Source organism: Mycobacterium sp. SMC-21 (assembly GCF_045310825.1).
Lineage (GTDB): Bacteria > Actinomycetota > Actinomycetes > Mycobacteriales > Mycobacteriaceae > Mycobacterium.
This window is the reverse complement of sequence record NZ_JBJIAO010000013.1, coordinates 43,486-68,519: the sequence shown is the minus strand read 5'-3', so window position 1 is coordinate 68,519 and position 25,034 is coordinate 43,486. Positions and strand designations below refer to the sequence as shown.

Annotated in this window: 24 protein-coding genes; 10 read left to right on the top strand and 14 right to left on the bottom strand. The window is 68.9% G+C overall.

The window, feature by feature from the left end; translation table 11 throughout:
• The first annotated feature begins 9 nt into the window (after nt 1-9).
• Genes ACJH6H_RS15160 through ACJH6H_RS15150 form a run of 3 tightly spaced genes read left to right on the top strand, consistent with a single transcriptional unit; the run spans nt 10 to nt 4,040 of the window.
• Nucleotides 10-636 carry a precorrin-8X methylmutase gene (locus ACJH6H_RS15160; RefSeq protein ID WP_212813894.1) on the top strand — a complete coding sequence of 209 codons (627 nt, stop codon included), beginning with the start codon at nt 10-12 and terminating at the stop codon, nt 634-636.
• Nucleotides 637-664: 28 nt separating this feature from the next.
• Nucleotides 665-2,134: a precorrin-2 C(20)-methyltransferase gene (locus ACJH6H_RS15155; protein ID WP_406775195.1), complete on the top strand. Its 1,470-nt coding sequence runs from the start codon at nt 665-667 to the stop codon at nt 2,132-2,134.
• A gap of 28 nt (nt 2,135-2,162) precedes the next feature.
• Nucleotides 2,163-4,040 (top strand): hypothetical protein, encoded by a 1,878-nt coding sequence (locus tag ACJH6H_RS15150; protein ID WP_406775194.1) that lies wholly within the window; start codon nt 2,163-2,165, stop codon nt 4,038-4,040.
• Here ACJH6H_RS15150 and ACJH6H_RS15145 read toward each other — a convergent pair.
• The 4 genes from ACJH6H_RS15145 to ACJH6H_RS15130 form a co-directional block, all read right to left on the bottom strand.
• On the bottom strand, nt 4,024-4,749 hold the full coding sequence (locus ACJH6H_RS15145; RefSeq protein WP_406775193.1) for a cobalt-precorrin-6A reductase: 726 nt from the start codon (nt 4,747-4,749) through the stop codon (nt 4,024-4,026). The genes ACJH6H_RS15150 and ACJH6H_RS15145 overlap by 17 nt on opposite strands.
• A 106-nt stretch (nt 4,750-4,855) precedes the next feature.
• Complete coding sequence (gene cobM / locus ACJH6H_RS15140; RefSeq protein WP_406775192.1) at nt 4,856-5,611, bottom strand: precorrin-4 C(11)-methyltransferase; 756 nt, start codon at nt 5,609-5,611, stop codon at nt 4,856-4,858.
• The gene (gene cbiE / locus ACJH6H_RS15135; protein WP_406775191.1) at nt 5,608-6,795 is read right to left on the bottom strand and encodes a precorrin-6y C5,15-methyltransferase (decarboxylating) subunit CbiE; all 1,188 of its coding nucleotides are present in this window, start codon (nt 6,793-6,795) and stop codon (nt 5,608-5,610) included. The genes cobM and cbiE overlap by 4 nt, the downstream gene beginning before the upstream one ends.
• Before the next feature lie 28 nt (nt 6,796-6,823).
• A complete protein-coding gene (locus ACJH6H_RS15130; RefSeq protein WP_212813883.1) occupies nt 6,824-7,582 on the bottom strand; it encodes an SDR family NAD(P)-dependent oxidoreductase in 759 nt (252 codons plus the stop codon).
• Between the two features lie 32 nt (nt 7,583-7,614).
• Between ACJH6H_RS15130 and ACJH6H_RS15125 the strand changes: the two genes are divergently transcribed.
• On the top strand, nt 7,615-8,031 hold the full coding sequence (locus ACJH6H_RS15125) for a F420-dependent biliverdin reductase (protein ID WP_020103170.1): 417 nt from the start codon (nt 7,615-7,617) through the stop codon (nt 8,029-8,031).
• Between the two features lie 171 nt (nt 8,032-8,202).
• Here the strand turns inward: ACJH6H_RS15125 and ACJH6H_RS15120 are convergent, their stop codons facing one another.
• Nucleotides 8,203-9,606, bottom strand: a complete 1,404-nt coding sequence (locus ACJH6H_RS15120) for a DUF222 domain-containing protein (RefSeq protein WP_318986172.1) — start codon at nt 9,604-9,606, stop codon at nt 8,203-8,205.
• A 283-nt stretch (nt 9,607-9,889) separates the two neighbouring features.
• Here ACJH6H_RS15120 and ACJH6H_RS15115 point away from each other — a divergent pair, with 283 nt between their 5' ends.
• From ACJH6H_RS15115 to ACJH6H_RS15095, 5 genes are all read left to right on the top strand, one after another.
• Nucleotides 9,890-10,786 (top strand): IclR family transcriptional regulator, encoded by an 897-nt coding sequence (locus ACJH6H_RS15115; protein WP_406775190.1) that lies wholly within the window; start codon nt 9,890-9,892, stop codon nt 10,784-10,786.
• Between the two features lie 163 nt (nt 10,787-10,949).
• Nucleotides 10,950-13,439, top strand: coding sequence for an Ig-like domain-containing protein (locus ACJH6H_RS15110; RefSeq protein ID WP_318986170.1), 2,490 nt, complete (start codon nt 10,950-10,952; stop codon nt 13,437-13,439).
• Complete coding sequence (locus ACJH6H_RS15105) at nt 13,436-14,647, top strand: cytochrome P450 (protein WP_212813877.1); 1,212 nt, start codon at nt 13,436-13,438, stop codon at nt 14,645-14,647. Before ACJH6H_RS15110 ends, ACJH6H_RS15105 begins: the two co-directional genes overlap by 4 nt.
• Nucleotides 14,644-14,835 (top strand): ferredoxin, encoded by a 192-nt coding sequence (locus ACJH6H_RS15100; RefSeq protein ID WP_212813875.1) that lies wholly within the window; start codon nt 14,644-14,646, stop codon nt 14,833-14,835. The genes ACJH6H_RS15105 and ACJH6H_RS15100 overlap by 4 nt, the downstream gene beginning before the upstream one ends.
• 80 nt (nt 14,836-14,915) lie before the next feature.
• Nucleotides 14,916-16,535 carry an AMP-binding protein gene (locus tag ACJH6H_RS15095; protein ID WP_212813873.1) on the top strand — a complete coding sequence of 540 codons (1,620 nt, stop codon included), beginning with the start codon at nt 14,916-14,918 and terminating at the stop codon, nt 16,533-16,535.
• On the opposite strand, the gene ACJH6H_RS15090 is transcribed toward ACJH6H_RS15095, so the two are convergent.
• From ACJH6H_RS15090 to ACJH6H_RS15050, 9 genes are all read right to left on the bottom strand, one after another.
• Nucleotides 16,532-17,209 carry a hypothetical protein gene (locus ACJH6H_RS15090; RefSeq protein ID WP_406775189.1) on the bottom strand — a complete coding sequence of 226 codons (678 nt, stop codon included), beginning with the start codon at nt 17,207-17,209 and terminating at the stop codon, nt 16,532-16,534. The genes ACJH6H_RS15095 and ACJH6H_RS15090 overlap by 4 nt on opposite strands.
• A gap of 113 nt (nt 17,210-17,322) precedes the next feature.
• Nucleotides 17,323-18,333 carry a methionine synthase gene (locus ACJH6H_RS15085; RefSeq protein WP_406775188.1) on the bottom strand — a complete coding sequence of 337 codons (1,011 nt, stop codon included), beginning with the start codon at nt 18,331-18,333 and terminating at the stop codon, nt 17,323-17,325.
• 10 nt (nt 18,334-18,343) lie between these two features.
• Nucleotides 18,344-18,688, bottom strand: coding sequence for a helix-turn-helix transcriptional regulator (locus tag ACJH6H_RS15080; RefSeq protein ID WP_020103162.1), 345 nt, complete (start codon nt 18,686-18,688; stop codon nt 18,344-18,346).
• A complete protein-coding gene (locus ACJH6H_RS15075) occupies nt 18,685-19,173 on the bottom strand; it encodes an SRPBCC family protein (protein ID WP_346416755.1) in 489 nt (162 codons plus the stop codon). Before ACJH6H_RS15075 ends, ACJH6H_RS15080 begins: the two co-directional genes overlap by 4 nt.
• A gap of 76 nt (nt 19,174-19,249) precedes the next feature.
• Nucleotides 19,250-20,317, bottom strand: a complete 1,068-nt coding sequence (gene mnmA / locus ACJH6H_RS15070) for a tRNA 2-thiouridine(34) synthase MnmA (RefSeq protein ID WP_406775187.1) — start codon at nt 20,315-20,317, stop codon at nt 19,250-19,252.
• Between the two features lie 2 nt (nt 20,318-20,319).
• A complete protein-coding gene (locus ACJH6H_RS15065) occupies nt 20,320-21,507 on the bottom strand; it encodes a cysteine desulfurase family protein (RefSeq protein ID WP_406775186.1) in 1,188 nt (395 codons plus the stop codon).
• Between the two features lie 33 nt (nt 21,508-21,540).
• A complete protein-coding gene (locus ACJH6H_RS15060; protein WP_244872859.1) occupies nt 21,541-22,395 on the bottom strand; it encodes a 1-acyl-sn-glycerol-3-phosphate acyltransferase in 855 nt (284 codons plus the stop codon).
• Entirely contained in the window at nt 22,392-23,225 is an 834-nt protein-coding gene (locus ACJH6H_RS15055; protein ID WP_212813860.1) for a GNAT family N-acetyltransferase, read from the bottom strand. The genes ACJH6H_RS15060 and ACJH6H_RS15055 overlap by 4 nt, the downstream gene beginning before the upstream one ends.
• 134 nt (nt 23,226-23,359) lie before the next feature.
• Entirely contained in the window at nt 23,360-23,908 is a 549-nt protein-coding gene (locus ACJH6H_RS15050) for a sigma-70 family RNA polymerase sigma factor (RefSeq protein WP_244872858.1), read from the bottom strand.
• Nucleotides 23,909-24,119: 211 nt separating this feature from the next.
• On the opposite strand from ACJH6H_RS15050, the gene ACJH6H_RS15045 reads away from it, so the two are divergent.
• A complete protein-coding gene (locus tag ACJH6H_RS15045; protein ID WP_244872857.1) occupies nt 24,120-25,034 on the top strand; it encodes an MBL fold metallo-hydrolase in 915 nt (304 codons plus the stop codon).

Below are 25,034 nucleotides of genomic sequence, written 5' to 3'. Positions count from 1 at the left end.
GGTTATCGCGTGCTCGACTACGTCCGCGACGCTGCGGAGATCTACCGACAGTCGTTCGCGACCATCCGCGCCGAGGCGGATCTGGCGCGATTTCCCGACGACGTCTCGCGCGTCGTCGTCCGTCTGATCCACACCTGCGGCCAGGTCGACGTCACCGAGCACGTCGCCTACACCGACGACGTGGTGACCCGCACGCATGCCGCGCTGGCCGCCGGGGCGCCGATCCTGTGCGATTCGTCGATGGTGGCTGCGGGCATCACGCGCTCACGCCTGCCCGCGAACAACGACGTGGTGTCGCTGGTCGCCGACCCGGGCGCACCCGCGATGGCCGCGAAACTCGGCAGCACCCGGTCCGCGGCGGCCGTCGATCTGTGGGCCGACCGGCTCGGGGGCGCCGTGCTGGCCATCGGCAACGCGCCGACGGCCTTGTTCCGGTTGCTCGAGCTGCTGGACGAGGGCGCGCCGGTGCCCGCCGCGGTGCTGGGCGGCCCCGTGGGCTTCGTCGGCTCGGCGCAGTCGAAGGACGAACTGATCGCGCGACCGCGCGGCATGGACTATCTGGTGGTGACGGGGCGGCGTGGCGGTAGTGCCATGGCTGCCGCCGCGGTGAACGCGATTGCGAGTGAACGCGAGTGAGGCTCGCCGAACGAGCAGAAGGTGGACGATGACAACGGGAACTCTCTTCGGCGTCGGCCTCGGTCCGGGCGACCCGGAATTGGTGACGGTCAAGGCCGCGCGTGTGATCGGCGAGGCCGACGTGGTGGCGTACCACAGTGCGCGCCACGGCCACAGCATCGCGCGCCGCATCGCCGAGCCGTATCTGCGCCCCGGCCAGATCGAGGAGCACCTCGTCTACCCGGTGACGACCGAGACCACGTCGCATCCGGGCGGGTACGACGGCGCCATCGAGGACTTCTACGCCGAGGCCGCCGAGCGCATCGCCACCCACCTGGCCGCGGGCCGCAACGTGGCGCTGCTGGCCGAGGGCGACCCGCTGTTCTACAGCTCCTACATGCACATGCACACGCGGCTCACCGAACGGTTCCACGCCGTCATCGTGCCGGGCGTGACGTCCGTCAGTGCCGCGTCGGCGGCCATCTCGACGCCGCTGGTGCAGGGCGAGCAGGTGCTCACCATCCTGCCCGGCACGCTGCCGGCCGGCGAGCTGCAACGCCGCCTCGCCGACACCGACGCCGCCGTCGTGATGAAGTTGGGCCGCTCGTACCCGGCTGTGCGGCAGGCGCTTTCATCGGCCGGACGGCTGGATGAGGCGTTCTACGTCGAGCGCGCGAGCACCGAGGCGCAGCGGGTGCTGCCGGCCGCCGACGTCGACGAGACGACGGTGCCGTACTTCTCCATCGCGATCCTTCCGGGCGGACAACGTGCGGCCCGCACCGGCGGCAGTGTTGTCGTGGTCGGCCTGGGCCCGGGCGATCCGGAGTGGACGACGACGCAGACCCGCCGCGAGCTGGCGGCCGCCACCGACCTGATCGGCTACGGACCGTACCTGGACCGCGTCCCGGATCGTCCCGGCCAGCAGCGGCACCCGAGCGACAACACCGACGAACGTGCCCGCGCCGAACTGGCCTGCAGGCTGGCCCAGCAGGGCCGGACCGTCGCCGTGGTGTCCTCCGGTGACCCCGGCGTGTTCGCGATGGCGACCGCGGTGCTCGAGGAGGCCCAGCAGTGGCCGGGCGTCCAGGTCCGGGTGGTCCCGGCGATGACCGCCGCGCAGGCCGTGGCCAGCCGCGTCGGTGCCCCGCTCGGCCATGACTACGTGGTGATCTCGCTGTCCGACCGGCTCAAGCCCTGGGACATCATCGCCCAGCGCGTCACCGCGGCCGCCCGCGCCGACTTCGTGCTCGCGATCTACAACCCGGCCTCGAAGACCCGCACCTGGCAGGTGGCCGCGATGCAGGATCTGCTGCTGGAGTACCGCGACCCGAACACGCCGGTGATCATCGGTCGCGACGTGGCCGGGCCGAACGAAACCGTGCGCGTGGTGCGCCTGGCCGACCTCAAGCCGGCCGAGATCGACATGCGCTGCCTGCTGATCGTCGGCTCGTCGCAGACGGTGTGGCACAGCACCCCCGAGGGCGACCGGGTGTTCACCCCGCGGTATTACCCCCACTGATTCGATTGGGCCACTAGGGTTTCCGGACATGAGCGAAAGCCCTCGAGTCACGCGCCTGGTCATGTACAAGCACGGCATGGCGCTGGTCGAACGCAGTGGCCCGGTCGACGGTGATTTCGCCCTGACGTTCCGCCACGCCCAGATGAAGGACGTGCTCAAGTCGCTGTCGGTGGTGGGTACGGGTACCGACCTGGCGGTCGGCGCGGTCTCGTTCGACACCCCCACCGACCCGCACAGCCAACTGGGTGGCCGTGGGGTGCAGATCGAGTCCGGCAATGCGCTGCGCGGACTGTTCGACGGCCTGCGCGGCCGCACCGTCGAAGTCGACTGCGGCGCCATGCGCCATCGGGGCGAGGTGATCGGCGTCGACGAATCGGCGAAGTACCGCCAGGTGCTGGTCCTGCGCACAGACGCGGGGTCGGTCAGCCTGATCGAACTGGCCGACGTCGCTGCCGTCACGCTGGCGGAGGAACCATCGCGCGACAACCTCGAGTACCTGCTGGACCGGTCGCGCGCGCTGACCGCGGGCCAGAATTGTCAACTGGGCGTACAGGTTCGGGGCAGCGGGACCGTCCAGGTGTCCTACGTGGTGCCGGCGCCGCTGTGGCGGCTGTCGTACCGTCTGGTGCGCGATGGTGACGGCCTGGTGTTGACCGCGATGGGCATCGTGCACAACCCGGTCGACGAGGACCTCACCGACATCGCGTTGACGCTGACCACCGGCGAACCGGTCTCCTTCGACATCGACCTGTACGAGAGCAAGCACGCGTATCGGGAGGTTGTCGAGGAAAGCCGCCGCGGTGCGGTGCCCGTGGCCGCCGCCGCGAAAACCCGGTCGCCGGCCGAGGTATCGGCGGCGATGGCGATGCCCGCACCTGCCGGCGCCGGGTTTTTCGATGCGTATGCCGACGCCGTCGACGATGTCGAAACCGCCGACCGCGGTGAGTATTTCGAGTACCGGCTGAGTACCCCGGTGTCACTCAAACGCGGCGGCGCGTCGATGATTCCCCTGGCGGTACAGGCCGTGGACGGCGTCCGGCGCGAACTGGTCTGGACCGGCCATGACCGCTCCCCCGAGATCGTCCTCGTCTTCACCAACACCGCGGGCATCGTGCTCGAGGAAGGCCCCGCCGTCATCTACGAGCAGGACGCCTACGCCGGCGAAGCGATGGTGCCCTTCACCGCCCGCGACGCGAAGGTGCGGCTGCCGTTCGCGAAAGACCTTGCGGTGCGGTGCCGGCACACCTCGACCGTCAGCGACGTCACCGCCCGCGTGCGCCTGGCCCGCGCCGCGCTGGTCCACGAGCAGCGGCGCGAGCGACTCCATACCCTGCGGGTCGAGAACGACCATGCCGAACCGGTCGAGGTGATCTTCGAGATCGTCCGTTTTCAGGGACACCGCGTGGAAGCGCGGGACAACGTCACCGCGATCGCCGACGACGGGACCAACCACCGGATCACGGTCACCGCGGCCGGCCACGGCGCCGTCGAAGCCACGGTGCTGGAAAGCTGGCCGCTGTCCAGCGAGATCGACTACGAGCACCTCGCGCCGGGTCAGCTCGAGGAGTGGCTGGCCGACCGGTCCCTCGACGCCGCCACCATCACCGCGCTCGGCGATGTCCTGGACAAGTGGGCGACCGCCGAGCGGCTGGAGTCGGGCGCCGAGCAGGTCGAGGCCGCGCGCTCGGGTGACTACGAAGCGCAGAGCCGAATCTCCGAGCAGCTCAACGTCCTCGGCACCGACGGCCCCGAAGGCGAGCTACGGCGCCGGCTCATCGTGGACCTCGAGGCGCTGCGGGACCGCAGCACCGCGCAGGGCGAGAAGGTCCGTCAGCTCCGCGACGACGCGGAAGCGCACCGGCGGGCCGCCTGGGACGAACTCCAGCGGCTCATCGACGCGCCCTGACCCACGCTTCGGCTTCGTCGACGCTGGCGGCTGTCGCCACGCCGCCGGGCAGCGCCGGCCGGTCCACCATGATCACCGGAACATTCAGCGCCGCAGCGGCATCCAGCTTCGCGCGCGTCATGCCGCCACCGCTGTTCTTCGTGACCAGGGCATCGATGCGGTGGTCACGCAGCAGCGCCAGCTCGTTGTCGTAGTCGTACGGGCCGCGGGACAACAGGATGTGGTGCTGCGGCGGCAGCGTATCGGCGTCCGGCGGCGTGACGGCACGGATCAGGAACCAGGCGTCCGACGCGCGGAAGGCCGTCGTGCCCGAACGTCCCGTGGTGAGGAAGACCCGTTGGTAGCCACGGTCTTTGACGGTCTGCGCGGCCTGCCGGTCATCGGCGACGACGATGGCGTCACCGTGCGGCCACGCCGGCCGCGCCAGGACCAGATGCGGCAGCCGCAGGCTTGCGCAGGCCTGGGCGGCGTTGGCGGTGATGGTGGCGGCGAACGGGTGCGTGGCGTCGACGACGGCGGTGATCTCGTTGTCCTGCAGGTAGGTCCGCAGGCCGTCGACGCCACCGAAGCCACCGATCCGCACCGGGCCGACCGGCAGCGCCGGGTCGGGGACGCGACCGGCCAGGGAACTGATCAGCTCGATGCCGGGGTGCAGCCGCTTGGCCAATGCCCGCGCCTCCGACGTCCCGCCCAGGAGCAGCAGCTTCACCGGTCACCTTCCCAGTGCCCGCGACACGGACGTTCCGCCCGCGACACGCCGTCGGCGGCGTGCCGAACGTCTACCTCGCGGGTTGTTGCCAGTGGCGGCTCCGCCATCAATGTGTCGCCCCGCGGCGCCGGCCGCTCGAATACAGGTAGCTGTCGGTGAACCCCTGGGCACCCAGCGCGTCGCCGACGAAGATCACCGCGGTCTTGGTGATGCCCGCCGCTTTGGTCCGCTCGGCCAGCTCGGAAAGGGTGCAGGTGATGACCTGCTCGCTCGGCCAACTGACGAAAGCCACCACCGCGCAGGGGGTTTCGGGGCAGTACCCACCCTCGAGCAGCTGGGGAACGATGTTGTCGATCTGCGCAGCCGCCAGGTGCAGCACCAACGTGGCACCGGGCTTGGACAGGGTCACCAAATCCTCGCCGTGCGGCATCGCGGTCGACAGCGTCGCGACCCGGGACAGGGTGACGGTCTGGGCCACGCCGGGCACCGTCAGCTCTCGCCCGAGTGCCGCGGCGGCAGCGGCGAAAGCCGGTACACCGGGCACGATTTCGTAGTCGATACCGAGCTCGTCCAGACGGCGGCACTGTTCGGCCGCCGCGCTGTAGATCGACGGATCCCCCGAGTGCAGGCGCGCCACGTCGAGTCCGGCTTCGTGTGCGGCGACCAACTCGCCGATGATCTGCTCCAGGTTGAGCGGACCGGTGTCGACGATGCGCGCGTCGGGCGGGCATTCCGCCAGCAGGTCGTCGGGCATGATCGAGCCGGCGTACAGACACACCCGACACGACCGCAGCAGCCGCTGCCCGCGCACGGTGATGAGATCGGCGGCGCCGGGTCCCGCGCCGATGAAGTACACCGTCATTTCTTGACCACCGTCCACTGGGTTATCGGCAATGCCGGGCGCCAACCGGTGAAGCCACCGAGCGGTTCGCCGTGATAGTGCTGGAAGCGGCGCAGTTCGCCGCCCAGTTCCGAATAGAGCTGCACCACAAAGGCTTCCGACTCTGCCGTCACCGCGTTGGCGACCAGCCGGCCGCCGGATTCGAGCGCGTCGAAGCAGGCGTCGAACAGCCCCGGTTGGGTGAGGCCACCACCGATGAAGATGGTGTCCGGGCCGGCCACATCCTGGAATCCTTCCGGCGCCGCGCCGCGCACGTCCACGGTGACGCCGAACTTGGTGACGTTATTGACGATCCGCTCGCGGCGCACCTCGTCGCGCTCGAACGCGACGGCCCGGCCGCCCGACGCGCGACACCATTCGATCGCGATGCTGCCCGACCCCGAGCCGATGTCCCACAGCACGCGGCCGGGGCGCGGCTGCAACGCGGTCAGCGCCAGCGCCCGAATGGTCTGTTTGGTGATCTGCCCGTCGTGATCGAAGGCCGTGTCCGCCACGACCGTCCCGATGCGCAGGTCGGGTGCGTACCGCACGGCAATGACATTGAGCGCGTCGACGTGCGGGTCACTGGCGTCCCACTCCCCTGCCGTCATCGTGGTGATGCGTTCGGCCGGGCCGCCGAGCTGTTCCAAAACCGTGAACTCCGATTGGCCACGACGGGTTTCGGTGAGCAGCCGGGCCAACGCTCGCGGCGTGTCGGCTCCTTTGGACAACACCACCGCGCGACCACCGGGGCGGATGGCGGTGTGCGGTGCGGCGTTGACGAGGCTGATCACCTCGGTGTCTTGCACACTCCAGCCCAGTCGCGCGCACGCCAGCGTCACCGAGGACACGTGCGGCAGCACCGTCACACGGTCCCGGCCGAACAGCCGGATCAGCGTGGCGCCGATGCCGTGCAGCATCGGGTCGCCGGACGCCACGACGTGCACGTCCCCCAGCCCGTCGAACAACGTGGGCAGGGCCGCCAGCATCGGCGACGGCCAGGCCCGCCGCTCGGCGGTGACGTCGGCGTCCAGCAGGTCCAGCTGTCGCGGACCGCCGAAAATCACTGTCGCGCTGTGTAGTTCGCCCCGGGCGGCCTGGCCCAGTCCGGCCATCCCGTCGGCGCCGATGCCGACGACGGTGATCTTGCCTTCGTTCCCGGTCATCGGTGCCCTCTGCTCTTCGCGCAAGCGCTCATCGCGGCATCTTCCGCCAGATGGCGTTCGGCACAAAACGAGTCGCGAAGATCAGCGGGCGGATACCCCACGGCACCCAGACCGCGGCCTTGCCCTTGCGCAGCGCCGTCGCGGCAGCTTCGGCGACCTGCGCGGGCGTGCTCGACATCGGTGCCGGGTCCATGCCCTCGGTCATCCGGCCGATCACGAAGCCGGGTCGCACGATGAGCAACTGGATGCCGGTGCCGTGCAGCGCGTCGGCCAGCCCGCACGCGAAGCCGTCCAGGCCCGCCTTGGCCGAACCGTAGACGTAGTTGGCCCGGCGGACCCGTGCGCCGGCGATCGACGAGAACACCACCAGCCGTCCCCGGCCGGCGGCGCGCATGCGCTGCGTCAGCAGCGTCAGCAGGTTCACCTGGGCCACGTAGTCGGTGTGGACGACGGCCACCGCGTGCGCGGCATCGTCCTCGGCCCGGGCCTGGTCACCGAGGACGCCGAAGGCCAGGACCGCGGTACCGATGGGCCCGTGCCCGGCTTCGATCGCGCTGACCAGCGCGGCATGCGAGGTCAGGTCGTCGGCGTCGAACTCGCAGGTGTGGACCTCCGCGGCGCCGGCCGTGCGCACCGCCTGCACCTCGTCCACCAGTTGATCGGCCCGGCGCGCGGCCAGCACCACCGTGTTGCCCGGCGCCAGCCGGACGGCCAGTTCCAGGCCGATCTCACTGCGGCCGCCGAAGACGACGACCACCTCGCCGCCGGTATCCGCCGTGTCGTTCACGGCTGCGATTATCACCTGCGCTACTTTTGGTGATGATGGCGAAGGCAACGACACGGCTCACCAGTGACGCGCTGGCATTCCTCACCGAGCGTCATCTGGCGATGCTGACCACCCTGCGGTCGGACAATTCCCCGCACGTGGTGGCGGTCGGTTTCACCTTCGACCCGAAGACCCACATCGCGCGCGTCATCACCACCGGCGGTTCCCAGAAGGCCCTCAACGCCGCCCAGCGCGGTGTCGCCGTGCTGAGTCAGGTCGACGGTGCCCGGTGGCTGTCCCTCGAAGGCAAGTCGACCGTCAGCAACGACGCCGACGACGTCCGCGACGCCGAACTGCGCTACGCCCAGCGCTACCGCACGCCGCGGGTGAACCCGCGGCGCGTGGTGATCGAGGTCCGCATCGAACGCGTCCTCGGCTCCAGCGAGCTGCTGGACCGCGGCGAGGCGTAGTCCGCTTTTCAGTCTCGGCTCCGGAGACCTGCCGATTGTGGTGACGGTCCGACGCCCAGCGCAATCGCTCTGATTTCAACGGTTCCGGGTGACACGTGTGCAGGTGCCGCAGCGGATGCGGCACCGCCGGCGCGACGTGGTGTCGTGCCGTTGAGCGTCAGTGACGCTGTATCACCTTGCGGGACTGTCACTTTCGCCACCCTCGTCTCCGCTCTCCGCCGGGTAGAGCGTCGGATGCCAGTAGTGGTTGGTTCTTGGCTGGCCCACATCTAAGAGTGGTGGTGGGGTCCAGTGGATGCGGCCGTCGGGGCCCATGGTGGTGGTCCAGCCGCCGGTGTCGGCCAGGCGATTGTGGGGCCCGCAGGCCAGGGTGAGGTTGGTGATGTCGGTGGGTCCGTCATCGCGCCAGTTGGTGTTGACGTGATGGGCCTGAGAGCGCGATGCGGGGGCGGTGCAGTTGGGTTTGGTGCAGCCCAGGTCGCGGGCGAACAAAGCGAAACGTTGGGCGACAGTGGCGGTACGACGTGCTCGGCCCATGTACAGCGGTTGTTCGGTGTGGTCGTCAAAGACGACGAGGTAGTGGTCGGCTCCGGCGGCGGCCATCTGAACCAGGTCTTTGACCGGGAGTTTCGTGCCGGTGTGCGTGAGCGCCATGCCGGTGCGCTTCTCGAGGTCGGTGACGGTACAGGTGCCGATCACCGCGACAGGAAATCCGTTGTGTTCGCCGAGCATGCCGGTCTTCAGGATCATGCGGCCGACCATCTTGTACGCGTCATGGCGGCGCTGGGCGGCGGTACGGGTGTCGTTGTCGATCTGTTCCTGGGTCGGTGTACCCGAGATGCAGGGCACGGCGTCGGCGGGGTTGCACATGCCGGGGGCGGCCCATTTGTCGTAGATCGCATCCCAGTAAGCACGGGTCTCGGCGTCGATGGTGCCGCTGACCTCGGAGGTGCCATCGGAGCGCTGCTTGCCATGGTTGATGGCGCGTTTCGGGTCGGGTTCAGAGTCGTCAGGCTCGGGCCCGTCCTGATCCAGCCGATACAACAGATCAGCAGCGACTTTGCGGAGGTCCTCGGGGGTTTTGATTCGGGCATCGGCCACCAGATCCGCCTCACACTGGGCGAGAGTGACCGGGTCGGCCGCCCACAACGGCAACTTCCCGAAAAACCAGGTGATCACCTGCACATGCTCACCGTTGATCGCACCCTCACCGAGCGCGGCGGCGACCAGCTCCCACACCGGACCCAACGGCTCCCCGGTGATCGCTGACCGCGGGCCCAGATTATCCGTATCGCGGACCCGGCGGCGGGCCTCCTCCCGACTGATCCGCAACCGCACATGCAACACCTCAGGCCAATCCTTGGCCCCGATCCCCTTGGCCGCGGCCTGGGTCTGTGCCGCCGCCAGAATCTGGTGATCGACCGCCTCGGCCGCGCACTTAAGGGTTTCGCGGCGCGACTGCACCTCCAACAGCGTCCGCACGTCCAGGCCGGTGTAGTCGAGATTGTTGACCGCCACGACCGCGTCCTCGAGCGCCGCGTAGGCGGTCAGGACAGCGGCACGACCGGAAGGCATATTCGAACAATAGTTCGACTCGCCGACAATTCGGTGTGACGAAAGAGACCCTAGTTGCCCAGCGTGACCAGCGCAAACAAAGTGACCAAAGTTTTTTGGCGCACGACGACTCAGGACAAGAGCAACCTGATTGTTCGGCCAGCACTCGGTCGGCGAGATGTCCGCAGACGCGACACCGAGACTGCAGCCATCAGCAAAACCGACCACCAGACGGCCACGGTCCACAACTGCGACAACTATTCGTCATAAGATGCTCAGCGTCCCCAGACCGGCAGGAGCATCGATGGCACGCGGCACTCCGCTGGAAGACAGCGCACGCGCAGGCTCACCGCCCACCGACCGCGTCGTCAGCATCATCGAACTCCTGGCGCAGCAGTCCGAACCGAGTTCGGTGGCCTCCATCGCGTCCCGACTCGACCTCAACCGAGCGACCGTCACCTCGATCCTGCTGGCGCTGGAGCGCGCGGGTTGGGTTGTGCGCCTTGCCGATCGGAGTTACACGCTCGGACCGGGCATGCTCGGTGTCGCCGAGGCCGTGCGCAATGCCCTGCCCCTGCCGGACAACCACACCGAGGTCCTGCAGGACCTGGCACATGCCACCAAGTGTGGCGTGTCGCTGGCCATGGTCGGCACCACCGAGATGACGTTCGTCAGCGTGGTGCGCGGCGTCGGCCACATCCCGGGCGGTGTGAGTGTCGGCGTCCGCCTACCGTTGACGCCGCCGGCCGGTGCGACGGTGATCGCGCGCCGCGACGCGGCGAGCCAACAACAGTGGCTGGCCGGGGCAGCACAGGAGCAGCGCGCCGAGTTCGGCAACCTGCTCGACCAACTCCGCAGGGACGGCGTCGCGATATTCAATTTCGGCGATTCCAGCCCCGAGGTGCTGGGCGTACTGGGCGATGTCGCCGAACTGCTCTCCGAGCACCCCCGGCGCAGTGCGCTCCGGCAGCGCGTTTTCGAGACACTGGTCAGCCTCGGCGGTAAGCCTTACAGCACAGCGCAGCTCGAGTCCCCCGAGCCATTGGCCGTGAGCTATCTGAGCACCGCCGTGGACAACGCGGCCGGCCATCCCGCCTACGAGATACAGCTCGGGCCGCTGGATCCGTCGGTGAGCGCCGCCGATCGCGCGCGGTACATCCACGAATTGCGCTCGGCCGCAGCAAAGCTCAGCCAGCACTAGTCATCACCACTGCGCCACCCGCCGGTCAACCGGCGGGCACTTTCGCGACCCACTCACCGGAAATCAATGCTTGCGCGGCTGTCGCCGGGATGCTTACCATCTGCCCGTCGCCAATTATTTGGCACTCAACTGACAACTATTCGTCACTATATCGGGAGCATGTATGGACACAGCGACGACGCTGCATCGCATTGGTAGCTCGGCCGGATCGGGTCACGCCCGGTTCATCGGCCGCGTAGGCGCACTGGCCGTTGCCCTCGGCATCGGCATCGCCGTCGCGAACAGTCCTGCCATCTGCCTCGCCGACACCGGCACCAGCACCGGCACCTCCGCGTCGTCGACCGACAAACCGTCGCCGGCCACCAAGCCGAAGGCGGAGAAGCCCACCAAGAAGGCGAAAAAGCCCAAGCGCCAGAAGGATTCGGCGGCCAAGAGCGATCGGGACGCAGCCTCCGCCACGACACCGGACCAGCCCGGGGACACCGAGACCCCGAAGCCCGGCGACAGCGACACCGCCGAACAGAAGCCGGCCACGACGAAGCCCGGGTCCGGCAACCCGGCCGAAACCGCGAAGCCGACGATCAAGAAATCCCGGCAGAACCAACTTCGCAACGCGATACCCAAACCTGCCGTGTCGGTCCCCCAGCCGACCGCCGCGACGAGCCAGACCAAACCCAAGACGAACCCGGCACCCACCTCGACCGCGGCGGTCACCGCCGCGAAACCAGCTGCCGCGCAGGCACCTTCAGTGGATTCCGCCGCCAACACCGTCTCGACGGCCCTGTCCGCCGCCGCGACCGAGATCAACACCCTCACGGCGACAACGCATCCCGTCTCCACGGCGGCCACCGGCGGCAACTTCGTCACGCACGTGGTGTCGAGCCTGCTGGGCGCAATCGGGTTGGTCCCGCACGCCGGAACCAGCCCCGCCGCTCCGCCGCAGGCGCCGGTGTTGTGGACCCTGTTCAGCTGGATTCGCCGCGAGATCGGCAACACCTTCTTCAACTCCTCGCCGCTCATCAACTACAAGCAGACCGAGACCAGCCAGACTTTCGGTGGTGTCATCAAGGGTGACTTGAAAGCCACCGACGCCAACGGCGACAAGCTCACCTACACCGTCGACAAGGGCCCGACGAAGGGCAGCGTGACGGTCCGTCCGGACGGCACCTTCACGTACACCCCAAGCGACGCACTGGCATTCAGCGGCGGCACCGACTCGTTCACGGTCACCGTCGACGACCGGCCCGGCAATCCGTTCCACATCAACCTGCTGAAGCTGTTCCAGCCGAACGCCGGCGCCACCACCACCGAGACCGTCACCGTCACGGTGAAGCCGACCAGTCCGCTCGGCACCGCCGACCAGATCGCGCTGGAACAGAAGGCCCAGGAGATCGTCAACACCCCGCAGGTGCAGGCCGCCATCGAGGCACTCAAGCAGGCCTGGCTGGCGCATGCGCAGCAGCGGTTCGGCCTCGTCGGCGGCGTCGATGCCGAGAACCTCGCATTGCTGGACGCAGCCGCCCGGGAACATGCACTCAATGCCGCGATGACGGTCGTCAACAACGACCCCGACAACCCACTGGTGATGGCCGTCGATATGCGGGCACACAGCTGGTACGGCACCGACACCCCCGGCGGCCGGTTCATCTACGACAACCCCGACACCATCTACCGCACCATCCCGGTGCGCAGCGGTTCGACGTACGTCATCAGCGGCAAGTACCTCGGCGGTGTCCCTGTCGACGGCAACTTCGGCGTCTACGCCGACATCAGCGACGCTCTGCCGATCGGCAACCTGGCGGCGAAGGACCTCGTCGTCAACGCCGACGGCACGTTCACCATCACAGCGGACGGCAATCCCACCCAGCCGGGACAGACCAACCACATCTATCTACCGCCGGAGGCCCAGCAGATCTTCGTCCGGTACACGATGGCGGACTGGACCACCGAATCAGCACCGAGCCTCACGGTCACCCGCACGGGCGGTCCGGCGGGCGCCCCCGCGGAGAGCTTCGACGAGATGGTCGCCCACACCGTCAGCATCGTCCAGAATTTCCAGACGAGCGCGCACAATACGGCGCTCGACATCGTCACCCTCAACCTGCAGACCGGCCAGCTCAAGCCGCCCAACACCCTGACGCAGCCGTTCAACTTCCCCGGCACGCTGGTGTCACAGAAGCAGAGCCTCGGCTACTTCCAACTGGCCGACAACCAGGCTCTCGTCATCACGATCAACCCCGGCAACGCCGGATACTTCGTGGTGCCGGTGACCAACGACTGGGAACTGTCACCCGGTGACGGCACCGCGCAGACGAGCCTCAACAACGCGCAGTCCATCGCCAACCCGGACGGCACTTACACCCTCGTCATCTCCCCCGACGACCCCGGTGTGGCCAACTGGGTCTCCACCGGCGGCCTCAACCAGGGCACCCTCTACATCCGGTTCCAGGCACTCGACGCCACCTCGTCGGCCGTGCCGATGATCGTCTCGCAGCAGGTCGTCACCCTCGATCAGCTCGGCACCGTGCTGCCGGCCGGCACCAAGTACGTGACCGACGCCGAACGACAGGCCCAGCTCGCCGCCCGCCAGGACGGCTACAACGACCGCTTCGGCCCCTTCCCGCAGATCACCACAGGAGCACAGTCCGCATGACCGCCACCGCCGTCACCTTCACCCCCGGTTCCGCTGCCACCTGGCGCAGCCCCTGGGCCATGTATGCCGCACTGCGCGAACATGATCCGGTTCACCACGTGGTCCCCGCGCACGCCCCCGACAAGGACTACTGGGTGCTGTCGCGTTACGCCGACATCTCCGCGGCGGCCAAGGACCACGAGACCTTCTCGTCGGCCGAGGGTCTCACCTTCAACTACGACGACATGGAAGCCGTTGGCATCAAAGACAATCCGCCCATGGTGATGCAGGACCCGCCGGTCCACACCACCTTCCGGCGGCTGGTGGCCAAGGGATTCACCCCGCGGCAGGTCACCGCGATCGAACCCAAGGTGCGCGAATTCGTGGTGGACCGCATCGAGAAGTTGCGCGCCAAGGGCGGCGGCGACATCATCACCGAGTTTCTCAAACCCATGCCCACCATGGTGGTCGCGCATTATCTCGGTGTCCCGGAAAAGGATTGGGATCGGTTCGACGCTTGGACCGATGCCATCGTCGCCGCAAACTCCACCGGGCACCAGCCCGCGGCCGCCCCCGCCATCGCCGAATTGTTCACCTACTTCAACGAATTGATCGCCTACCGCCAGGAGCATCCCGAGGACGACACCGTCTCGCACCTGGTGGCAGCCGGCTTCGGCGCCGACGGCGACATGTCCGGAATCCTGTCCATCCTGGGCTTCGCGTTCACGATGATCACCGGTGGCAACGACACCACGACCGGAATGCTCGGTGGCGCAGTGCAACTGCTCACCGCCCGCCGCGATCAGCGACAGCTCCTGATCGACGACCCGGCACTCATCCCGGATGCCGTGGAGGAACTGCTGCGGCTCACCTCGCCGGTGCAGGGCCTGGCCCGGATGACGACCCGTGACGTCGAGATCGAGGGCACCACGATTCCGGCCGGCCGCAAGACCTTCCTGCTGTACGGCTCGGGCAACCGCGACCACCGGCAATGGGGACCCGATGCCGAGGAGCTGAACGTGCTGCGCCGCCCCGCTCAAATCCTCACGTTCAGCCACGGCAACCACCACTGTCTCGGCGCAGCGGCGGCCCGCATGCAGGCTCGCGTCGCGCTCGAGGAGCTCCTGACCCGGTGCCCGGATTTCGACGTGGACGCCGACGCGGTCGAGTACGCCGAAGGCAGCTATGTGCGCCGCCCCACGCACCTTCCGTTCACGGCGGGGTCATGAGCCGGGTGGAGGTCGACCCCGAGATCTGCATCGGCATGGGCATGTGCGAGGGCATCAGCGCAGCGTTCCGGGTCGGCGACGGCGGCACGGTCGACATCGGTGACACCGCCGATGTCGACCCGGTGGTGTTGCGCCGGGCCGTGGCGGCGTGTCCGACGGGTGCGTTGCGCATGGCCGACGACGTGTAACGCGGCACCACAACCGGCCCGCCGACGGCAACCAACCGGCATGACGCACGTCACCCGGGCATGGTTCGATCTAAGACGCCATGACTATCGCGAGCCCTTTCCCCGAGGTCCAGATCCCGACCACGGCTGTCTCCGAGTACATCTTCGGTGATCTGGCCGAGTCGGACGCCGATCGCATCGCCATCACCGAGGTCGCGACCGGTGCCGAGTACACCTACCGCGAACTGGCGGGCCGGATCGAGGCGTTCGCCGGCGCGCTGGCCGCCCGTGGCCTGGGCGTCGGCGACGTGGTCGGCCTGCTGGCGCCGAACAGTGCCGCGTTCGCCGTCGCCTTCCACGGCATCCTCCGGTCCGGTGCCACGGCCACGACCATCAACGCGCTGTTCACGGCGAAGGACGTCGCGAAGCAACTGACCGACTCCGGGGCCGCCATGCTGATCACCGTCACGGCGCTGGCGCCGCAGGCGCTGCAGGCCGCCGCCGAGGTCGGGCTGGCCGCCGATCGTGTCGTCGTGCTCGACGGCCCGGGCACGGCGGCCGACGGTCATCCCAATGCCGCCGAGCTGCTCGACGCCGCGCTGCCCGCACCCGAGGTCAGCTTCGACCCGGCGACGCATCTGGCGGCCCTGCCCTACAGCTCGGGCACCACGGGAAACCCCAAGGGCGTCATGCTCACCCACACGAATCTCGCGGCGAATGTGGCGCAGATTCGTCCGATCCAGGGCCTGGTTCCCGAGGACCGGGTACTCGCGGTGCTGCCGTTCTTCCACATCTACGGCATGACGGTGCTGCTCAACTCCGTCCTGCATGCCCGGGCCCGCCTGGTGATCATGCCCAGCTTCGATCTCGCGCTCTTCCTCAAGACCATCCAGGACCACAAGTGCACGTTCGCGTTCATCGCGCCGCCCGTCGCGGTGGCGCTGGCGAAGCACCCGATGGTCGACTCGTACCGGCTCGATTCCCTGAAAGGGCTCATGTCGGGCGCCGCGCCGCTCGATGACGACCTCGGCATGGCGGTCTCCGACCGGCTCGGCTGCCCCATCGTGCAGGGCTACGGCATGAGTGAGCTGAGCCCGGTGAGCCACTGCATGCCGTTCGACGGCGGCCGCGAACTCGTCGGCGCCGTGGCACCGTTGAGCTCGTGCGGCTGGACGGTGCCGAACGCCGTCAGCAAGATCGTCGACCCCGATACGGGCGCCGAGATCGGCCGGCCCGAGCACGGTCTCAGCGAGGTCGGCGAACTGTGCTTCCGCGGACCCAACGTCATGGCCGGTTACCTCAACAACGACGCCGCCACCCGCGAGACCATCGACGACGACGGCTTCCTGCACACCGGTGACCTGGCCCGCGTCGACGCCAGCGGCTGCATCTACATCGTCGACCGGCTCAAGGAGCTCATCAAGTACAAGGGCTACCAGGTGCCGCCGGCCGAACTCGAGGCCGTGCTGCTGACGCACCCCGGTATCGCCGATACGGCAGTGGTCGGGGTCCGTGATCCGGAGTCGGGCGAGGAAGTGCCCAAGGCATTCGTGGTGCTGCAACCGGAGTCGGCGTTGACGGGCGACGAGATCATGGATTTCGTCGCCGGCCAGGTCGCGCCGTACAAGAAGGTGCGGCAGGTCGCGTTCATCGATGCGATCCCGAAGTCCGCAGCCGGCAAGATTCTGCGCCGCGAACTGCGCGACATCCGCGAGGTCTAGTGCGGGATCGGCTGGCCGACGTCGCGTGCGGCCCGGGCCTGGCGATATCCGACCACGAGCCCGATGAGCGGCATCAACACCAGGCCGGCCAGTCCGAACAGATCGCCGCGCACCCCGATCGGCTCGGCGGCGGCCCACACCGGGACACCGGTGTGATCGGCCGACAGCAGATCCGCTTCGCCCTCCACAGGTGGCGCGGCCGGCGCCTGAACTTCGACGGCCGGTGGGGCCGTCGGGGCCGCCCACCACGAACTCCCGGCCGTCGTGCCGGTGTGCTGTTCGGCGACGACGACCGGCACCGCCGGGTTCGGGGGTGTGAACACCGGCACCGCAGCGGGGTTGTCGGAGCCGCTGCCCGACTGGGCGCCGGGCGCGGTGTTGTTGCCCTTGCCGTTCGCCTTCGAGGATTTGCCGGTGTTGGTCTGACCGGCCACCGACGAATTGGCGCCGGAATTGCCGCGTGAACCCGAGCCACCGTTGCCGGAGTTGCCGCCGCCGTTGGCGCGCGGCGAGCCGCTCTTGCCGGAACCAGTCTTGCCGGAGCTGCTGTTGCCACCGTTGCCGTTGGACCCGCCGGGATCGGCGGCGGCGACGGCCATCGAGGGGCCGGCCATCACCAGAAACGCCGACACCGAAAGACCGGCAACCGTCAGCAGCGCATCGTCACGGCGCATGTCTGCCCCCGATCAGTTCCGCTGAGTGGCAACCCCCTGCGCACTCCGGTTCCTCATCATGGCATGCCACCGGGCCGGGGTTGACGATTTCCGCAGTCGTCGCGGGTCAGGGTTCAGGCGGCGTCCGGGTCCTGTGCGATGCCGTCCGCGGCCTTGCGCAGCAGCGTCAACGCGGTGCGCGCCCACGTCTGCGTCGCGCCGGCGAGCCCGCAGGCGGGCGTCAGGCCGACGCGCTCGCGCAACACCGTCCGCGGGAATCCGAGCCGGTCGGTGACGCTCGCCGCGGCGGCGGCCACCGTTTCGACCGGCACCGGCCGCTCCGGGGCGACGCCCGGCAGGACGCCCAGCATGATGGTCCGGCCTGCCTCGACCCACTCCCCGATACCGTCGAGGTCTGCCGCGGTCAGCTTGGTCACGTCGATGGAGATGGCGCTGAATGCGGTGCGCGCCAGGGTTTTCCACGGCACGTCCGCAGCGCACACGTGAATGCTCGCCTGTCCCCCGACGGTCGCGATGCACTCATCGAGCAGACTCGCGGCCAACAGGGCGTCGACCGGCGCCACCGGCGACATCCGGGTCACGCCGGCCAGCCGCCCGGCCAGTGCGGCGGGCAGTGACGGCTCGTCGAACTGCACGACGACGTCGGCCTCGCAGCGCCGCGCGACCTCGGCGCGGTGATGTGCGACGCCCTCGGCGAGGGAGCCGGCCAGGTCCCGCAGTGCGCCGGCATCGGTGATGGCCCGGTGGCCTCCGGGCAGTTCGAGTTCGGCGGCCAGCGTCAGCGGACCGGGGACCTGCACCTTGATGGTCCGTCCGGTCCCGCGCAGTCCGGCTTTCTCCCACGCCTCTTCGAGCGCGTCGACGTCCTCGTCGAGAAGGCCTGTGGCGCGCCGCACGACGGCGCTGCGGCCGGGCGCGATGCGGTAACCGCGGGGCACGGTGTCGATGCCGATGTCGACGAGCAGCGCACCCGCCCGTCCGATGATGTCGGCGCCCACGCCACGTGCGGGCAGTTCCACCAGATGCGGCAGCGCGGGCAGTTCACCGACCACGACTGCCGCCGCTTCCCGTGCGACCGTCCCCGGCCACGAGCCGATACCGGTTGCCTGGGCGAAAACAGTCACGCAGCCAACACTATTCGATGGGGTCTGCGGCCGGATCTTCCACGTAGCTCCGCAGCCGGTCCAGGGCCCGGTCCCAGCGCTTCGACAACGCGGTCAGGTACTCACTGGCCTCGGCGAGCGGATCCGGCTGTATCCGCCAGATGCGCTCACGCCCGTGCCGGCTGCTGGTCACCAGCCCCACCGCCTCCAACAGCAGCAGATGTTTGGTGGCCGCCTGCCGGGTCACCGGAATCACCTGTGTCACTTGCAAAGTCGAGCACGGGCCGGCCTCGCAGAGGCGCACGACGATACGCAGCCGATTAGGGTCGCCGAGCGCGTCGAACAACGGCGCCCGGTCTTCGACAGCCGTACTCACACGAGTTCGTCCAGGTACTTGCGTACCAGTTTCGTCTGGGCTTCCCAGCCGCCACTGTTGGCTTCGAACGCCGCAGCCCGGCGCTCGGCCGGGATGTTGTCGAACCCGGACTCGACGATCTGCAACAACACACCGTCGGCAGTCTCGGTGAGTGTGAACTCGACCAGCGTGGTCGGCTCGTCGTCGTAGTCGGCGTCCGGTTCGACGGCGTACGGATGCCAGCGGAAAGCCAGACGACGCGGCGGTTCGACCGCGACGATCTGCCACACCGAGGATTTACCGGCGTGCGGCTCCTGCGCGGCAGCGACCTCGTCGTCGACCTCGGTCGGGGTGATCACCCCGGTTACGGACTCGCCCGCGACGAACGGTCCGTCGAACCGGATGCCGAACCAGCGACCGAACTCGTCGGAGTTGGCGATGGCGCGCCACACCCGGTCGAGCGGGGCGCGCAGAGTGACTTCTTTTTCGATGCGATCGGAATTCATAAGCAACCTCCTGGTTGCCTATCACGTTACGACCGCACTCCAGGAAACGCAACCATTTGGTTGCCTTGGGATGGCGTCAGCGCGTGATCGTGGCGCTGGCGATGACCTCGTCGCCGTCCGGGTCGCGGCGGTAGAGCACCATGGTCTGACCAGGGGCGACGCCGCGCAGCGGCGTGCGCAGCTGCACGTCGAGCGCGCCGTCGGCGAACTCGGCGACCGCGTCGGCCAGCCCGCCGTGCGCGCGCACCTGGACCAGGCATTCCACCGGCCCATCGAACGGCACACCCGAGGTGAACACCGGACGCTCGCCGGTCAATGCGTGGATCTCGAGATCCTCGACACCGCCGACATGCACCGTCCCGGTCTCGGCGTCGATGCCCGTGACGTAGCGCGGCAGGCCGTCCGGCCCCGGGCCGGCGATGCCCAAGCCCTTGCGCTGGCCGATGGTGAACCCGTGCACGCCGTCATGTTCGGCGAGCTTCGTGCCGCCCGCGTCGACGACCGCCCCCGGCCGGATGCCGATACGCGCACCGAGGAAGGCGCGGGTGTCACCGGACGGGATGAAGCAGATGTCGTGGCTGTCCGGCTTGTCCGCCACGGCCAGCCCGCGGTCGGCGGCCTCCTGCCGGATCTGCGGCTTGGGGGTGTCACCGATCGGGAACAGCGCGTGGCTGAGTTGTTCGGCCGTCAGCACCCCGAGGACGTAGGACTGGTCCTTGTCCGCGTCGACGGCACGGCGCAACCGGCCGTCCTCCAGTCGCGCGTAGTGGCCGGTCGCCACGGCGTCGAATCCCAGCGCCAGCGCGCGCGCCGACAGTGCCGAGAACTTGATCTTCTCGTTGCAGCGCACGCAGGGGTTCGGCGTCTCGCCGCGGGCGTACGACTCGACGAAGTCGTCGATGACGTCTTCCCTGAAGCGGTCCGCGAAATCCCAGACGTAGAACGGGATTTCGAGGATGTCGGCGACGCGGCGGGCGTCGCCGGCGTCCTCCTTCGAGCAGCAGCCGCGCGACCCGGTGCGCAGGGTGCCGGGCGCGGTGGACAGCGCCAGGTGCACGCCCACCACGTCATGGCCGGCGTCGACCATGCGCGCCGCGGCCACCGAGGAGTCCACTCCCCCGCTCATCGCTACCAGAACCCGCATGACTACCTTCCCAACCCGGCACTGGCCAGTGCGGCCTGACGCGCCCGCTCGACCGCGGCCGGCAGCACGGCCAGCGCGGCATCGATGTCGGCGTCAGAACTGGTGTGCCCCAACGAAAATCGGAGTGATCCACGGGCACTCGCCGGATCGGCGCCCATCGCGATCAAGACGTGTGACGGCTGTGCGACGCCGGCCGTGCAGGCCGAGCCCGTCGAGCATTCGATGCCCTTGGCGTCCAGCAGCATCAGCAGGGCATCGCCTTCGCAGCCACGAAAAGTGAAGTGCGCGTTGCCCGGAAGCCGGTTCTCACCGGTGCCGCCGTTGAGCACGACGTCGTCGATACCCGACAGCACACCGTCGACCAGCCGGTCGCGCAAGGCGCCGATCCGGGTGCGGTACCCGTCCAGGCCCTCCACCGCGACGCGTGCGGCGGCCGTCATGGCCACCACGCCCGCGACATCCGGTGTGCCCGAACGCACGTCACGCTCCTGGCCGCCGCCGTGCAGCAGCGGCACGCACGCGACATCACGGCGCAGCAGCAGGGCGCCGACGCCGGTGGGGCCACCGAACTTGTGTGCCGCCACGCTCATGGCGGACAGCCCGCTCGCGGCGAAATCGACGGCCACCGCACCGATCGCCTGGATGGCATCGCTGTGGATCGGCACGCCGAATTCGGCGGCGACAGCGGCCAATTCGGCGACCGGCTGGATGGTGCCGACCTCGTTGTTGGCCCACATCACGCTGACGAGCGCGACATCGTCGTGGGATTCGAGAATCTCGCGCAGGGCCTGGGCGGACGTGGCGCCGGTGGCGTCCACGGGCAGCCAGGTCACCTCCGCACCCTCGTGTTCGACGAGCCACTCGACGGCGTCGAGCACGGCATGGTGCTCGATGGGCGACGTCACGATCCGGCGGCGTCCCGGACAGCTGTCGCGGCGGGCCCAGAAGATGCCCTTGACCGCCAGGTTGTCACTCTCGGTACCGCCGGCCGTGAAGATCACCTCGGAGGGCCGGGCGCCCAGCTGTTGGGCCAGGGACTCGCGGGCCTCCTCCATCCGGCGCCGCGCGGCCCGCCCCGACGTGTGCAGCGACGACGCGTTGCCGCCGGCCGCCAGGACCGCCGTCATCGCCTCGATGGCAGCGGGCTGCATCGGGGTCGTGGCGGCGTGGTCCAGATATGCGGGGCTCATGGCCTGTCCAGGATACCGGCCGGGCCAAACCGGTCAGGCTGCCAGCGCGCGCCCGTGAACAGCGGCGACGGGCAGCGGACCCACCTGGTGCACCGCGGCCTGGCAGCGGCCGGCCAGATCACGCCGGTCGGTACCGGGCAATTGCAGCGACTGCACCTGCATGTGGCACACCGTCAGCTTGGCGGTGATGACGCGTTTGATCGACGTCAGCAGCGAATCGTCGCCGATGAACGCCGGGATGGTGGACTGCGCGCCGTTGCGGTGCCGGTAGGTCAGCTGCAGCGGCTGGACGGGACGTCCGGTGTCGATGGCGGCCTGGAACATCGCCGGCGCGAAGGTGCCGTGCCCCAGGCCGCACCACGTGGTGCCCTCCGGGAACGCCACGACGGTTTGACCTGCGGAGAGCCGGTCCCCGACGGTGCGGACGACGTCGGGCAGGCCGCGCAGGCTGTGCCGGTCGATCGGGATGACCTTGAGCAGCCGGGCCACGAACCCGAGTGCGGGCCACTCGATGAGATCGGCACGCGCCACGAAAGAGCCGGGCATCACGGCGCCGATCGCGAAGATGTCGACCCAGGACACGTGCCCGGCGACCACCAGCACGCCGCTCAGGTTGCGGATGGGGCCACCGGAAACCGTGATCCGCACGCCCAGGCACCGCAACATCAGGCGGCAGTACAGGCGCTGGATGCGGGACTTGCCGGGCAGTGGCACCGCGAGCAGCGGCAGCGCCGGCAGCAGCAGCATCGTCATGATCAGCCGGACGGTCGTGCGCAGCACGACGACGAACGGGCGGCTGATGTGCACGGAGTCGACCCGGATGCAGCTGGCGTCGCACGACGCCTTCGGCAGCCAGGCGTGCTCCGCCGCCGTCACCGGCGTGGTCACTGCGCGGCCTTGTCGGTCGCGGCAGCCGCCGAACGCAGCCGGGTCAGGTACCGGACGTCGGCTTCGCGCTTGTCCAGCAGGGCCGGGAAGTCGCCGACACCGAAGTCGGGGTCGTAGGCCGGGTCGCCGCACACCTTGGCGCCGAGACGCAGGTAGCCGCGCATCAGCGGCGGCACCGTCACGCGGGCCGGCGGCTCGATGTCGTCGAGCAGCTTGCCGTCGATGATCACCGGGCGGTACGGGCGCACCTTGTACTCCGAGGCGTGCCGCTTGTTGACGAAGTCGCGGACGCCGCGAATCTGACTGGCCGGGGCTTCGTCGGGGCTGCCTTGGATGGGTACCGACACGCAGCCGGTGACGTAGTCGTAGCCGCTGTGGTCCAGGTAGGCCAGGATGCCGCCCCACATGAGCAGCACGACGGCGCCGTTGCGGTGGTCTGCGCGCACCACGGCGCGCCCCATCTCCACCAGCGACGGGCGCAGGCTGTCGAGCGCGCTGACGTCGAATTCCGTTGCGGTGTACAGCCCGCCCGCGGCGATGGCGCCGGGCGGAGGCAGCATGCGGTAGCAGCCGACGTACTCGCCGGTGTTGTCGTCCCGGACCAACAGGTGGTCGCAGAACTCGTCGAATCGGTCGGCGTCCCGGCCACTTTCGAAACCGGGGCTGTCGTCGGTGAGGGTGTAGCCCGGCTCCGAGGTGAACACGTGGTGACGAAGCCGTTGCGCGGCCTCGATGTGTTCCCGGTCGGCCGACAGCAGCAGCGTGTAGCGCGGGGTGCCGGTCGATGAACTGGTGTCGTCAGGGGCGATGAGTACAGAACTAGTGCTCATGTTCTGCACGGTGACGGAGCCGTTCGGCGCGGCGGCATCAATCACGTAACGCGTCGATGACCGGTTGCGAAACATCACGGTCCATTGCATTCGGCGCATGATGCCGCGATGAGGAGCCGCTTCTGACAAGGGTTTCAGGCACTGTCCCGGTGTGCCAGCGCAACGCGCAGCTGCCGCCGGCCGCGGGAGACCCGCGACATCACCGTGCCCATGGGCACTCCCATGAGCCCGGCGGTCTCGGCGTAGGTGTAGCCCTGAACCTCCACATAGAACAGCGCGGTCCGCGCGCCTTCGGACAGCTCCCCGAACGCGGCCTCGACATCTCCGTCGGCCATGAGGTCGAGCAGCTCGACCTCTGCCGAACGGCGGGCAGTCGACTGTTCGTGGCCGGCCGCGGTGATCGCCTCCAGCGGCACCTCCGGTGGGCGCGACGCCCGATGGCGATGTCTGCTGACCCACCGATTGTGCAAGATGCGGAAAAGCCAAGCGTTGAGATTGGTGCCCTGCTGAAACGACCCGAACCCCTGATACGCGTGTAACAAGGTGTCCTGCAAGAGATCTTCGGCGTCGGCTTCGCAGCGTGTCAGCCGGCGGGCGCCGCGGCCGAGGGCGTCGAGCAACGGCACGGCATCCGCGACAAACCGGGCCGCAAGGTCAGCGTCCGGCACCGGCGCTGCCGTCACGATCGAAACTCCCCTCGCCTGTGACCGCGCAGGGTGCGCCGCCGAACTCAGACTCGCCGGAAAGCGCCTGTGGCGAACCATTGAAAGTTCGTGGTCGGTACCGGAATCCGTGGTGCGCCCTGCGATGGATGACTTCGCGCGCCGGCCCGCGTTCAACCCCGCACAGGGTCAAATCCATGACGCTGCCGAATGTGTGCCAGAAGGAGACAACGTGAGCTTGGACAACATTTCCCACCTCGGTCAGACGGGGCTCGACGAGTTGGTTCCGTCGCGTTACGCGGTGCCGGTCGGCGATATCGAGGTACTGGTCATCAGCGACGGCGTACTGCCGATCACGGCGTCGACGCTGGGCACCAATGTCCCGCCCGCCGAACTGACGGGGTGGCTGGACGACAACTTCCTGCCGCCCGAGATCGTCGACTGGCCGCTGAACATCGTGGTGGTCCGCAGCGGCGACCAGACGATCCTGGTCGACGCCGGACTCGGGCTGGAGTTCCCGGACTTCCCGCGCGCCGGACAGACGGTCCAGCGGCTGGAGGCAGCTGGTGTCGATCTCGCCTCGGTGACCGACGTCGTGCTGACCCACATGCACATGGACCACGTCGGCGGACTGATCACCGAGGGCGTGAAGGAACGGTTCCGGCCGGACCTGCGCGTGCATGCGGCCACCGCCGAGGCCGAGTTCTGGGCGGCACCCGACTTCTCCCGGACGGTCATGCCGCAGCCGATCCCCGACGTGCTGCGGCGCTCGGCCACGCAGTTCCTGACCGACTACAGCGGCCAATTGCGGACGTTCGAGACGGACTACGAGGTCGCGCCGGGCGTGCTCGTCTCGCGTACGGGTGGTCACACGCCCGGGCACAGCGTGGTCCGCCTCGAATCGCGCGGCGAGAAGCTGACCTTCGCCGGCGACGCCGTGTTCGCCCCCGGCTTCGATAATCCGGAGTGGCAGAACGGCTTCGAGCACGACCCCGAGGAGGCGGCCCGCGTCCGCATCCGCCTGCTGCGCGAGATCGCGGCCACCGGCGAGGCCCTCGTCGCCACGCACCTGCCGTTCCCGTCGGTGTGCCACGTGGCGGCCGTCGGCGACGCTTTCCGGTGCGTGCCCGCGACCTGGGACTACTGA